General features: G+C 73.7%; 12 protein-coding genes. 11 read left to right on the top strand and 1 reads right to left on the bottom strand.

From position 1 onward, the window contains the following. Nucleotides 1–72: 72 nt before the first annotated feature. From RB146_05060 to RB146_05110, 11 genes are all read left to right on the top strand, one after another. Nucleotides 73–708, top strand: a complete 636-nt coding sequence (locus RB146_05060; GenBank protein ID MDQ7828349.1) for a type II secretion system protein — start codon at nucleotides 73–75, stop codon at nucleotides 706–708. A gap of 3 nt (nucleotides 709–711) precedes the next feature. After that, nucleotides 712–1,794: a prepilin-type N-terminal cleavage/methylation domain-containing protein gene (locus RB146_05065; protein ID MDQ7828350.1), complete on the top strand. Its 1,083-nt coding sequence runs from the start codon at nucleotides 712–714 to the stop codon at nucleotides 1,792–1,794. Between the two features lie 58 nt (nucleotides 1,795–1,852). Beyond that, a complete protein-coding gene (locus RB146_05070; GenBank protein MDQ7828351.1) occupies nucleotides 1,853–3,871 on the top strand; it encodes a hypothetical protein in 2,019 nt (672 codons plus the stop codon). Between the two features lie 36 nt (nucleotides 3,872–3,907). After that, complete coding sequence (locus RB146_05075; protein MDQ7828352.1) at nucleotides 3,908–4,405, top strand: GspH/FimT family pseudopilin; 498 nt, start codon at nucleotides 3,908–3,910, stop codon at nucleotides 4,403–4,405. A 197-nt stretch (nucleotides 4,406–4,602) separates the two neighbouring features. Next, nucleotides 4,603–5,172, top strand: coding sequence for a prepilin-type N-terminal cleavage/methylation domain-containing protein (locus RB146_05080; protein ID MDQ7828353.1), 570 nt, complete (start codon nucleotides 4,603–4,605; stop codon nucleotides 5,170–5,172). An 11-nt stretch (nucleotides 5,173–5,183) separates the two neighbouring features. Further along, nucleotides 5,184–6,092 (top strand): prepilin-type N-terminal cleavage/methylation domain-containing protein, encoded by a 909-nt coding sequence (locus RB146_05085; GenBank protein MDQ7828354.1) that lies wholly within the window; start codon nucleotides 5,184–5,186, stop codon nucleotides 6,090–6,092. Nucleotides 6,093–6,112: 20 nt separating this feature from the next. Then, nucleotides 6,113–8,095, top strand: a complete 1,983-nt coding sequence (locus tag RB146_05090; protein MDQ7828355.1) for a hypothetical protein — start codon at nucleotides 6,113–6,115, stop codon at nucleotides 8,093–8,095. Between the two features lie 301 nt (nucleotides 8,096–8,396). After that, nucleotides 8,397–9,482, top strand: a complete 1,086-nt coding sequence (gene pilM, locus RB146_05095) for a type IV pilus assembly protein PilM (protein MDQ7828356.1) — start codon at nucleotides 8,397–8,399, stop codon at nucleotides 9,480–9,482. Then, nucleotides 9,479–10,039: a PilN domain-containing protein gene (locus RB146_05100; GenBank protein ID MDQ7828357.1), complete on the top strand. Its 561-nt coding sequence runs from the start codon at nucleotides 9,479–9,481 to the stop codon at nucleotides 10,037–10,039. The genes pilM and RB146_05100 overlap by 4 nt, the downstream gene beginning before the upstream one ends. Continuing rightward, nucleotides 10,036–10,674: a type 4a pilus biogenesis protein PilO gene (gene pilO / locus RB146_05105; GenBank protein MDQ7828358.1), complete on the top strand. Its 639-nt coding sequence runs from the start codon at nucleotides 10,036–10,038 to the stop codon at nucleotides 10,672–10,674. The genes RB146_05100 and pilO overlap by 4 nt, the downstream gene beginning before the upstream one ends. Before the next feature lie 211 nt (nucleotides 10,675–10,885). Next, the gene (locus RB146_05110; GenBank protein MDQ7828359.1) at nucleotides 10,886–11,878 is read left to right on the top strand and encodes a sensor domain-containing diguanylate cyclase; all 993 of its coding nucleotides are present in this window, start codon (nucleotides 10,886–10,888) and stop codon (nucleotides 11,876–11,878) included. Between the two features lie 78 nt (nucleotides 11,879–11,956). Here RB146_05110 and RB146_05115 read toward each other — a convergent pair whose 3' ends face one another. Next, complete coding sequence (locus RB146_05115; GenBank protein ID MDQ7828360.1) at nucleotides 11,957–12,610, bottom strand: hypothetical protein; 654 nt, start codon at nucleotides 12,608–12,610, stop codon at nucleotides 11,957–11,959. Nucleotides 12,611–12,746: the final 136 nt, after the last annotated feature.

The following is a 12,746-nucleotide window of genomic DNA, read 5'->3' on the forward strand; positions in this document are numbered from 1 at the left end:
TCGCCTCGGGGAGCGCGGGGGACGGTCTGGAGCGCACGCCAACGGGGCACGGTCTTCGGGAGGGGAGCCGGGATGGGCCGGATGAGAGGCCAGCGGGGATTTACGCTCATCGAGATCCTGGTGGCGCTGTCGCTGCTGGCGGCCGTCATCCTCCTGATCACCCGGGCCTTCCTCACGATCCTCAGCGTCACCGCCCAGGGCGGGAGCGTGACGGTGGCGACGGGACTGGCGGCACGTCAACTGGAGCAGCTGCGCACGTCGGTGGAGGCCCAGACGACCCGCGTGGGCTGGCGGAACGCCTTCTGCGCCATCGCCAACACCCCGCCCAACCCCAGCGATCCCCCGATCCCATTCGCGGCGCCCTTCGGGGCGTACAGCTACCGGATCCTGGTGAACGAGGCGGCGGTGACGGCGCGGGCGGGCCAGGAGGCGCTCCTCCTGCCGGCCTGGAACGTCGAGCCGAGCCTCCCGGGCGCCTCCCCCTACGCCCCGGACTGCGCGCGCGACGAGGACCCCTCGGTGGACGACCGGGTCCGCTGGGTGACGGTCGAGGTCTACTTCCGCGCCCGTCCCGTGCCGGGCGAGGGGACAACGCGCCGGCCCCCACCGCACGTCTCCTGCCAGCTCGACCCTGCAGCCCTGCCCGACGAGGCCATCTGCGTCGTGCGCATGACGACGGCCATCCTGCGGGGGGCGTACCACCGCTAGCCCATGCGCCGGCGCGGTCCCATCCCCACGCTGCGGCGCTGGCCGCCACCGCGGGCCACGCGCGGCGTCACCCTGCTCGAAGTCCTCGTGGGGATCGCCGTCCTGGTGATCGTCGTCGGGTCGCTGTACGGGATGGTGCGCGAGTCGCTGCGCTCGGCGAGTGTGAACGAGGCCTTCATGGAGGTGCAGCAGCAGGCCCGCGTCGGCCTCTCGCGCATCGCCCAGGAAGCCCGGTGGGCCGCCGGCGTGGACGTGGCCACCCTGGCCTGTCCGGCGCCGGCCCTCGCGCCCGACTGCGTCACCCTCGCCATCCCCGCTGACAACCCGCTCACCCGCACCGCCTACCGGGTGACCTTTCGGCTGAACGCCGCCCGCCAGCAGCTCGAGCGCGTGGAGGAGCGCGGCGTCGCGACGACGACCACGGTGCTGGCGACGCAGGTCAGCGACGTGGTCTTCCGCTACTTCGACGCCGCGAACGCGCCCACCACGATCCCCCTGAACGTCGTCCGCATCCAGGTGGACCTGCGGCTGACGCGCCCCGCCGGGCTGGCGCCGGCCCAGGGGGCCGGGCTCCTGGAGGGTGCGGTGCAGAGCGATGTCTTCCTCCGCCGCGCGGTGGCCACGCCCGGGATCCCTGTTCCCCCGGTGGCGGGCACGCCGCCGCCGCGCCCGGTCGTGACGCTCGGCGCCGGCGCGCCCACCCCCACGCCGACCCCGACGCCCACCCCCACGCCGACGCCCACCCCGCCTCCCACCCCGACCCCGGCGCCGACACCGACCCCCACGCCACGACCGAGTCCCACGCCGACCCCCCAGCCGACGCCGACGCCGGCGCCCACCCCGGCCCCGACGCCCACGCCGGGACCCACGCCGCCACCGCCACCACCGACCCCGCTGCCGACACCGAGCCCGTCACCGAGCCCCAAACCCACCCCGACGCCCACCCCGACGCCCAGGCCGACCCCGGCGCCGACACCCACCCCCACGCTTGCGCCGACCCCGCGGCCGACGCCGACCCCGCGGCCGACGCCGACCCCGACGCCGACCCCGACCCCGACGCCCAAGCCGACGCCGCGGGGCCGCTGAGCCAGGAGGAGAGGTGACCTCGACGATGTGGAAGGCCCTCGGTCGCGATCAGGCAGGCGTGGCCCTGTTGAGCGCCGTTCTGGCCGTCATCGTCCTGACCATCGTCGTGGCCGCGCTGGCCATGGCCACGATGAGCGAGACGGGTCTCTCCTACGCCCAGAGCCGCGGCGCCCAGGCGCTCCACCTGGCCGAGGCCGGCGCCTACCGCGCGCTGGCCGAGCTGCGCTACCGGTTGCGCCACCCCAACCAGCTCTCCGCCCGCGTGACCTTCGCCGACGGCAACCTCCTGCGCACCTGGTGCCAGACCAACCGCGGCCAGGCGTGGAAGGTGGTGGCCGCCTTCGCCGGCGACCCCGGCGAGTGGCAGGAGGACGACGCGCAGCGCTACGCCTGGCTCCCGCTGGGGAGCGCGGCCGTCCCCATCGAGGTCCGCGACGCGGCGGGGAACGTCGTGGGCGCGTGGTACGCCACGGTCTACGTGCGGCCGGCCGACAACTCCCCGGGGCCGGGGTCCAACGACTGCCAGCCACCGCCGCCCTTCCCCCCGCAGTACTTCCGCATGCCGCTCGACTACTTCATCGTGGCCACCGGCGTCACCCAGGAGGCTCGCCGCACCATCTGCCTGAAGTCCGTGGCCAACACCGCCGCCTGCGGCGCCTGGCTGGCCGCCCCCGACAAGGGCGACCCGCGATGGGACAGCGACCAGGGGTTCCCCCTGGTTATCGGGCTGCGCTGCTACGTTTGCTTCGCCTCGGCCACGCTGGACACGGCGTTCGACGCGACCAACCCGGTCTGGTTGGTGGACACGACGGTCTTCTCCGGGCCGGTGCACACGAACAGCCGCTTCGCCATCTGGGGGGCCCCGACGTTCCGCTCCACGGTGAGCCAGGTCCTGTCCAACGTGCTTTTCGGCAACTGCGGCACGCCCCAGCTCCTCGCCGCGGACAGCAACCCGTCCTGCGACCGGCCGGCCTACCAGGGCGCGCCGCTGGCGCGCGGGCCGGCCGACAACGTGCAGGTGCTGAACCCGCCCGGGGACTACAGCCCCTTCCGCGCCGTCATCGGCGATGCCCCCACCACGCGGCCCCTCCAGCCCAGTGAAGCCCAGGTGCGCAGCCGCACCACCGACCCGGCCATCGACGTCGCCGCCCGCAACCAGACGATCAACGGCGTGCGGCTGCCCCCGGGCATCTACTTCATGGACGAGTGCGCCGCGGCGACCTGCGGCGGCATCTTCGTCCATGGGGACGTCCGCAACCTGGTGCTGCAGTGCACGGCGATGCCTTGCCGCGCCGGCCTGCAGGAGATCGTGGTCGTGCACGCCGACCCCGCGGTCCCGGCGAAGAAGTTCGTCCTCCTGCCGGGCGGAGCGGTGCGCGTCTGTCCGGGGGCCGTGGCCTGGAACGACGCCGCCTGCGTCGACACGGGGAAGCAGTGGAACGGCATGCTCTTTGTGAACGGCAGCGTGCTGAGCGATCCGCGCGACCCGCGGACCGGCCTGTACGGCACCGTGCACCCCGACACCCGCCTGACCATCGCCGCCGACGGCGAGATCCGCGTGACCAACCACCTGGTCTACGCCCAGCCGCCCACCGGGCCCACTGACCCGGTGGCCAACGTGCTCGGGCTGTACGCCTGGTGCTCCAGCCCCCGCACCGGCGACCCGTCCTCCTGCGACGCGAGCAACCCGCGCGACGACGCGCCGCGGATCCGTCCCCGGGACGTGACGGTCGTGGGGGACATGACCCCCAACGACCTCTACATCGACGCCGGGGTGCTCGCGCCGTGGGGACAGTTCTGGGTGGAGGGGTGGAACAGGCTGCCCGACAAGGGGACCCTCCACTTCCTGGGCGGGGCCACCCAGAAGCGCTTCGGGGAGTTCGGCGGCTTCGATCCCATCACCGGGTACGGGCGCGAGATGGCCTTCGACCAGCGCTTCCTCTACAACACGGCCCCCCCGTTCATCCCGCTGACCACGCAGTTCACCGCGCTGCTGTGGCCCAACATGCCCGACCCGCGCGATCGCGTCGACCTCCTCTACGACCGCCCCATCTGGGAGGAGCTGGTGCGCGACTAGGCCGGCAGGGGCATGGCGGAGGCGGACGGAACAGGGATGGCGATGGGACGCTCCTCCGCTGGACCGGGCCGTGACCAGCAGGGCCTCTCGCTGGTCGAGGTGGTCGTGGTGGTGGTGCTGCTGGGCATCCTCCTGGCGCTGAGCCTGGGGGGCCGCAGCCTCATCGACGACCGCCGGCTGGCCGGCGCCGCCCGCACGCTGGTCGGGGACCTGCGCCTGGTGGAGCAGCGGGCCCGCACCGAGCGGCGCTGCTGGCGGGTGACCTTCGACCCGGCCGGCGAGGCCTACACCCTGCAGTTCACCACCGATCCGTGGGACGTCACCACCGGGTGCCCGGCCACCGGCTGGCAGCCGCTGCGGGCCGTGACCCTGCCCTCGCGCATCGACCTGGCCAGCACCTCCTTCGCGGGCAACACGATGACCGTCTCGCCGTTCGGCAACCCCAACGCGGGGGCCGTGGTGCTGCGCACGCCCGGCGGGGGGCAGCGCCGCGTGGTGGTGAACGTGGGCGGCCGCGTCGAGCTCGCCCCATAGCCGGATCGGGAGAACTTCCCCGGACGTTCAGGCCAAACTCCCGGCACGCTCCCGTCCATCCCCCTGCGACCAAATGTCAGCAAATGTAGCGAAACGAGGGACGCGCGCCAGGGGCGTCGAATGAGCCCGTGTTCACAGACCAGCCGACAACCCTTGTCGCTGCAGCACTCACGGCCGAGTGGAGGGAGTGGCGTCTCGTGCCCTGGCCGCCTGGAAACCTGTCTCACCCTCCCTGCCGTGCGCGTCCGACCCGGATCCCGCGCCGCGGGCAGGGACGATGGGCCGAGCGCGGCCTCACCTTGCTGGAAGTCGTGGTGGCCCTCACGCTGGCGGCACTGGCGCTGCTCTTTGCGGCGCGTGCTGCCGCCACCATCCTGGTCGTGACCAACCGCAGCGGCAGCGCGACGGTGGCGGCGAACCTGGCGGCCCGCACGCTCGAGGAGGTGCGGGCGCGCGTCGAGGCCCAGCCCACCCTGGCGCAGTGGACCGCGGCCTGGGACGCCCTGACCTCGCAAGGCCCGACCCCCTTCGCCCCGCCCTTCGGGGCCTACGCCTACGAGATCCTGGTGGACCAGGTGGCGATGGCGTCCGCCCCGGTGCCCTGCCGCGTGGCCCGCGACCCGACCGGGCCCCCGTGCCCCATCACGGGGAACGCCGCCACGGACAGCAACCTGGTCAAGTGGGTGACCGTGCGGGTCTACCACGACGGCCTGCTGCGGGCCGAACTCTCCTCCGCGATCCTGCGCGGGATGTGGTGGCGGAGTTGAGGGCGGTGGGCGTGTCCAGGTCTCGCCGGCTGATGGCCAGCGGCCTCTCCCTGCTGGAGGTGGTCGTGGCCCTGGCGGTCCTCGCCATCGCCGCGGTGGGGCTCTATGCGATGGCGGTGAGCGCTGCCTCAGGGGTCCTGGTGAGCGGAGAGTTCCTTGAGGCGCAGCAGGCTGCGCGCCGGGGGATGGACCATCTGGCCGAGGAGGTCCGCTGGGCCGAAGCGGTCGTGGCCGATGCGGGGTGCACCGGCAGTCTCTGCCCCGACCGGGTCACGGTGGAGGTCCCGCCGGACAACCCCATCTTCCCGGGGTGCCGCTACCGGGTCCGCTTCCGGCACGACGGGTCGAGCACGCCGCCGACGTTGCGGCGCGAGCTGGTGGACGGGACGGGCCCGGGCTGCCCGGTGACCTCCGGGGCCATCGTCCTGGCGGCGCGCATCGAGGAGTTTCACGTCGAGTACTGCGACGCGGCCGGGGGGTGCACGCCGACCGCCTCACCCGCGCCGGGGGACGTGGTCAGGCTGCAGGCCCGCGTGGGGGTACGCCGCTCCACCCGGTTGCCGTTCGGCCTGTGGCGGGTGAGCACCGACCTGTTCCTGCGCTCGGCCCCCACAGGGGCGGGCGGCGGGAGCGGGGGAGGGGGTACGGTCCCGGGGCGCCCGACGCCCGGGCGGGCGATCGCGCCGCCCACACCCACGCCAACCCCCACGCCCGTGCCCACGCCCACGCCGACCCCACGACCCACTCCGCCTCCGACGCCAACGCCCGCGCCCACACCGACGCCGACACCACGACCGACGCCCACGCCGACCCCGACCCCCACCCCCACGCGGACGCCGACGCCCGCGCCGACGCCCACCCCCACACGGACGCCGACACCCACACCCACACCACCGCCGACGCCCCCGCCGCCGCGGTGAGCAGGGAGGTTCGAGGCGCGATGCCGGTCCGGTTCCTCGTGCACCTGGTCGACGACGAACGTGGGGTGGCGCTCATGGCCGCCCTGGCCACCATCCTCGTGCTCACGCTGCTCGTGGGCGTCATGGCCCTCACCACCATGGGCGAGCGCACCATGTCCGCAGACCAGCTCCGCAGCGTCCAGGCCCTCGCCGCTGCGGAAGCGGGCGCCTACTACGCGCTGGGGGAGCTCCGCCAGCGCTTTGCCGTCGATCTCAACGTCCGCGTGGCCGGTGCCGCTCAGAGCCAGCTCCTCGCCCCCTGCACGGCCGAACAGACCGGCACTCCGGGGGCCGGTGCCTGGCAGATCGTGCGGGACTTCGCCTACCCGCTCACGCTGGGCAGCACGGACTGGGTCGAGGACGCGGCCAACCGCGAGGTGCGGCTGGCGGTGGGGACGCCCGCGGCTCCCGTGCAGCTCACCGACAGCCCCGCGGGGCGCTCGCTGGGGCGCTTCCACGCCACGGTGACGCTGCGGCCCACCCGGCGGACGGGCGTGGTCTGTCAGGTCGGCGGCCCGCTCGCCCCCGAGCGCTACCTGATGTGGTTCGACTACCGGATCGTGGCGACAGGGACGGCCGGGAACGCGCAGCGGACGGTCTGCCTGGTCGGTCCGCCCACCGGGGCCGTCCCCTGCGACGCCTGGGAGCCCCCCACCGCGGCATGGACGGGGAGCGGGACCGGGTTCCCCATGCTGATCGAGCGGGCGGCCTACCACGAATGGGCGCTGGGGATCCTCAGCAGCGACCCGGCCGACTCGGCCACCTGGATGTACACCACGAGCGTCTTCACCGGACCGGTGCACACGAACAGCCGCTTCCAGATCTGGGGACGGCCGACGTTCAACGACCCGAGCACCACCCAGGTGGACGCGGACATCCGCTACCACAACTGCGGGTTCACCGAGGACCGCCCGGTGACGCTCCTGCCGCAGCAGTCGAGCGGCACGAGCGGCGGCGCCCCATGCGACGCCGTGCAGGGGGCGGTGATCCGCCGGGTGGCCCCGCTCGCGCCGCCCACCCTCACCGGCCCCGGGTCGGTCCACCCGGCCCGGGCCGCGGTCGGCGACACCCCGCTGTGGGGCGGTCCGCCGGGCCCCGCGGCCATCCGGCGCGGCACCAGCGACCTGCCCGACGTCGGCGGCCCGCCCCCGCCGGGGATCTACGTGATGGACACCTGCGGGAGCCTGGGGTGCGGGGGCCTCTACATCCAGGGGGACGTGCAGGCCCTCGAGCTGCGCGTCGAGAGCGGGCGGCAGGTCATCATCGTCGAGAGCGCCTGCACCGCCGGGTGCGGTACCGCCCGCACGCGGAAGATCGTCCTCGACCCCGCCGGCACGCGCATCCAGGCCTGCCAGGGGCCGGGGTTCGCCACCTGCACCACCTACACCGCCCTCTTCAACGGGATGGTCTACGTCGAGGGGCAGATCCGCAGCAACTCGGCCAATCCCGCCAACCCCGGCGGCCTGTGGGGGACGGTGCAGCGCGACACGCGCCTGACCATCGCCGCGAGCGGCGACATCCACATCACCGACCACCTGGTCTACGAGCGCCCGCCCGTCGTCACCGACCCGCTCGACCTGCCCGGCAACGTCCTGGGCCTGTGGTCGCTGGGCGGCCGGATCACCATCGACGGGTTCGTCACGCCGCGCGACCTGTACGTCGATGCGGCCGTCCTGGCCCCCAACGGGCAGTTCTGGGTGAAGGGGTGGGACACGGTGCCGGACAAGGGCGCGGTACACTTCCTCGGCAGCGTCGTCCAGTTTCGGTTCGGGGAGTTCGGGGCCATCACCTCACCCCCGAAGGGCTACGGCCGCGACTTCACCTACGACCCGCGCCTGCGCTCGGCCATCTCCCCGCCCTTCTTCCCCCTCACCGGCGTCTACGCCGCCCGCCGGGGACCCGGGGTGGGCCGGGAGGACTCGCTCTACGACCGCCCCCGCTGGATGGAGCTGGGCGCGCCCTGAGGGGCCCCCGAACGGCCGCTCCTCGGGGCCCCGGCGCCGCCCGGCCCGGCCGTCGCCCCGCCTCCCCCACCGGGCAGCCTGCCGCCTTCCCGCATGAGGCGCGCCTGAAGGATCCTCCAAACGGGCATAAGGGCACCGAGGCAGGCAGCCGGCCGCAGGGCCCGGCGGGCTCGCGTCGAATACGCGGACGGCCGGGCCGCCGCCACGTCGTCGGCCCGCCCTGTTCTCCGGCGCCTCCCGGCCGATAACACTCCTGGGAGCGGAGCCGGGACGTCCGAGATCACCAGAGGCGGTTGTCTACATGGGCCTGTTCAAGTTCTCCTCCGGATCCCTGGTCGGGCTGGACATCGGCAGCGACCGGTTGAAGGTCGTGGAGCTGGTCCGGGCCGGCCGCACCTACCGGCTGGCCCGCATGGCCACGCTCCCCTCGCCCGCCGGCGCCTTCCGGGACGGGGTGCCGGTCGCCCCCGACGAGGTGGGGGCGCAGGTGCGGGCGCTCTTCGACAAGGCCGGCATCCGCACCGACCGCGTCGTCGTGGGCGCCGGCGGCCAGAACGTCACGGTGCGCGAGGTGCGCGTCCCGCCCATGACCGCCCAGGAGCTGACCGCGGCGGTCCGCTACGAGGCGGAGCGCTACCTCCCTTACAACATCCAGGACGTCTACATGGACTACCAGGTGCTGGGGGAGTCCACCGAAGACGGGCGCAAGATGCTGGACGTCGTCGTGGTGGCCACGCGCCAGGACGTGGTCCAGCGCATCATCGAGACGGTGGAGGCGGCCCGCCTCACCCCCATCGTGGTGGACGTCGAGTCCTTCGCCGTGCTGCGGGCCCTGCGCCCCGCCCAGGCGCCGGAGCGCACCGTGGTCTTCATCGACCTGGGTGCCGAGGCCAGCGACATCGTCATTACCGAGGGGGACCGCCTGCGGCTGACGCGCAACATCCCCATCGGCGGCACTTCGCTCGTGCACGCCGTCCAGGAGGCCATGGGCCTGGACGAGGGGGCGGCCCGGCAGCTGCTGGAGGAGCGCGGGGAGATCCTGGACGAGAACGCCATCCCCGACGACCTGACCGTGCAGCGCATCCACGACGCCATCGCCCCGCAGGTGGGCGACCTGATCACCGAGGTGCGGCGCTCCCTGGACTACTACCAGACGCGCACGCGCGCCGCCGTGGTCTCGCAGGTGGTGCTCACCGGCGGGCTGGCCCGGCTGCGCAACCTCGACCGCGTGCTGGCCGCCGAACTGGGCCTGCCGGTCGAGGTCGGCAACCCCTTCGCCCACCTGGAGGTCAACGGCGCGGCCTTCGGCCCCGACGTCCTGGCCTCCACCGGCCCCGTGATGTCGGTGGCCGTCGGCCTCGCGCTCAGAGGGGGAGAGGAGCGATGATCCGGATCAACCTCCTGCCGCGGCGGCCGCGGCGCCAGGTGCCCGGCGGGGCGCTCCTGGCGGTCGCCCTGCCCGTGGCGGTGCTCGTCGTGCTCGTCGTCGTCTACCTGAGCCTCTCCGCCCGCCTCGCCGCCCTGCAGGGGGAGCTGCGCCGGGCCGACGCGCGCATCGCCGAGCTGCAACCGCAGGTGGCGGAGGTCCAGGCGCTCAAGCGGCAGATCGAGGAGGCCCGGCGCAAGGAGGACCTGCTGGCGCAGCTGCTGGCCAGCCAGCTCCCCGCCTCCTCCATCCTGGCCAACATCCGGGTGCTCATCCCCCGGGACGTCTGGATGACTACCCTGAACGTGCCCGACACCGGGTCCTTCACCATCGACGGGATGGCCATGAGCTTCGTGGCGGTGGCGCGGCTCATGGACAACCTGGAGTCCAGCCGCCTCTTCGACGGCCTCGACCTGAGCTCCGCCGAGCGTGAGCGGGTGGGCGAGGTCGAGGTCGTCCGCTTCCAGGTGACCGGACGCCTGGTCAAGCCCGGCGCCACCCCGGAGAGCAGCCGATGAAGACCAGCCCACGCGAGCGACTCCTCGTCAGCGTGCTCGTCACGCTGGCGCTGGCGGCCGGGTTCTACTTCTTCGTCTACACGGGGAAGCAGGACGAGATCCGCCGCCTCAGCGCGCAGCTCACCCAGAAGCAGCAGCAGGTGGCGGAGATGGAGCAGCTGGCCGCCCAGCGCGAGGACCTGGAGCGGGAGTACCGGGCCCTGCAGGACCGCATCCAGGCCATCGAGGCCAAGCTGCCCCCGGCGCGGGAGATCCCCACGCTGCTGCGTCAGATGCAGGCGGTGGCCAGTGAGGTCGGGGTGAAGATGAACCTCATCCGCCCCGGCGCCCTGGAGGCCCCCACCGGCCAGGCCGGCGCCGGGCCGCGACAGGGGCAGCCGCCCGCGGCCGCCCCTGCCCCGGCCTCCGGGCAGGGGCAGCAGGCCCAGCCGGCCGCCCCGCCCTACCAGCAGTTCCGGCTGGAGCTCTCCTTCGAGGGGACCTACGACACGCTGCTCAGCATGCTGCGCCGGCTGGAGAACTTCCCCCGCTTCATCGCCATGACCCAGCTCGCCATCTCGCCCCAGCAGCCGCTGCCCCGCCTGCGACTGAACGTCGTCTCCAACACCTTCGTCCTGCCCGAGGCGCGGCCGTAGGGCCGGAGGCCGGGATGTCCCGGGGAGACGGCGCCGGGTGGGTCCGCCCGGCGCCGTTCTGTCAGTCCGCGCTCCGGGCGGGTGCCCGGCCGCCGGTTCAGGGAGCGGTCGTCCCGCCGTCGGCAGGCCAGCGCGCGGCCCGCGATCCGTCGCCCGCGGCCTCCTGCCGGGCGGTCTCAGCCGGCTCGGGCCCGGGCATAGGGAAATGGTTATGGAAGCGGTGCGCCTGCACGCCACCCTGAACTGGCTGATCGACACGGCCGCCGAGGTCGCTCCCGGGCAGGACCTGGAGGAGACGCTGGAGCGCTACCTGGACCGCCTCCTCCAGTGGGTAGACGCGGAGCAGGGGTCCATCCTCCTGCGGGACGGGGATGGTCTCGCCCTCGTGGCCGCCCGGGGCCTCAGCGCCGAGGTCACGCCGGGCATGCGCATCGGCCTGCAGGAGGGTCCGGCGGGCGAGGTGGCGGCGGAGGGCACCCCGCGCCTCCTCTACGGCGAGCTGCCGTCGCCGCGGGCGACCCCACGGCCCCGCTCGGCGCTGATCATCCCCATCCGCAGCCGGGAGCGCGTCATCGGCGTGCTCAACCTGGGGAAGCTCTCGGGCGCCCGCGACTTCACCCCCGAAGACCTCCAGGTCATCTCGGTGGTGGCCGCCCAGTTGGCCTGGCTGCTGGCCAACTTCGAGCTCATGTCCAAGATGTGGCGGCTGGCCATCACCGACGAGCTCACCGGGCTGTACAACCGGCGCTACTTCTTCCTGCGGCTGCGTGAGGAGATGCAGCGGGCGTTGCGCTACGACAAGCCGCTGTCGCTGGTGATGCTGGACCTGGACGGGTTCAAGGAGCTCAACCGCAGCCACGGGCTGCTGGTGGCGGACGAGGTCCTGGCCAAGGTGGCGGGGGTGATCCAGCGCAACCTGCGGGCCGTGGACGTCGCCGCCCGCTACGGGGGCGACGAGGTGGTGGTGATCCTGCCGGAGACGCCGGCCGGCCCGGCGGCGTCGATCATCGCCCGGCTGCAGCGGGCCGTGGCCGACGAGACCTTCGTGGGGCGGAACGGCATGCCCGTCCACCTGAGCGTCTGCGCCGGGATCGCCCAGTTCCCGGCGGACGGGGTGGACCCGGAGGACCTCATCCGCAAAGCCGACGCCGCCCTCATCGAGGCGAAGCGCGCAGGCAGCGGACGCCTCCTGTTGGCGGAGTAACCTCGCGCCGCTCCCGCGGGAGCGGCGCAGCAACCTGGCGGCCTGCCGGGGCTTAGAGGCTCCCCCAGGCCCCGACGCTCAGCCCCGCACCTGCGCCTGCTCGCGGATGATCCGTCCCGCCTCGGCGTAGGAGAGCCAGATGCCGCTCTGCTCGAAGACCAGGTAGCGCAGGTACCCGGCCAGCGACATGAACCGCGTCTCCGGCGAGAAGGGCTTGAGGGTCTCCACCCGCGGCAGCGAGACGAAGGCCGCGTGCGCCTCGGTGCGCGGCGGGTAGACCAGGATGACGGCTACGCTGCCCCGCTCGAAGCCGAAGGCCAGGCCCAGGTGGTCGTAGGCGATGCCGGCCAGGCCCTCGACCACGGCCGGGCTGAACTGCGCGCCGTACACCCGGCGCACCTCCGCCTCGCTCACCCCGAGCCCGATCCCCTCCGGGGTGCGCAGGAGGCTGTTGGAGGCGGAGACGGCGGTGATGGTGTCCCCGTCGGCGTAGACGGTGATGCCGAAGCGGGTGAAGAGGAGGAGCGTCCCCTCCCGCACCGTGCGCATCTCCGCCGGCGGGCCGAGCCGGGCGATCACCGACCGCACCGAGCGGCCCAGGACGACGCCGGCCACGCTGTGGCCGGGCACGATGAGCACGGGGGAGGGAGCGACGGGCGGCTGCTGGGCCAGGAGGGGGAGCGAACCCCCGAGAATCGCTCCGATCGCAAGACCGACAGCGGCGAGTCGCACGGGTGAGCCTCCTCTGCGTCGGGCAGCCCGGCGCGCGCGGGCTGCGGATCGAGCGGTCCGTCGTCACAGGGCACGAGTCCGGGGCCCGTACCCTGCACCATCGATGTATGTGCCCCGTTTCGTGTCGGCTGAGGCG

The sequence above is a fragment of the Armatimonadota bacterium genome (assembly GCA_031081585.1).
GTDB classification, from domain to species: Bacteria; Sysuimicrobiota; Sysuimicrobiia; order Sysuimicrobiales; family Humicultoraceae; genus Geohabitans; species Geohabitans tengchongensis.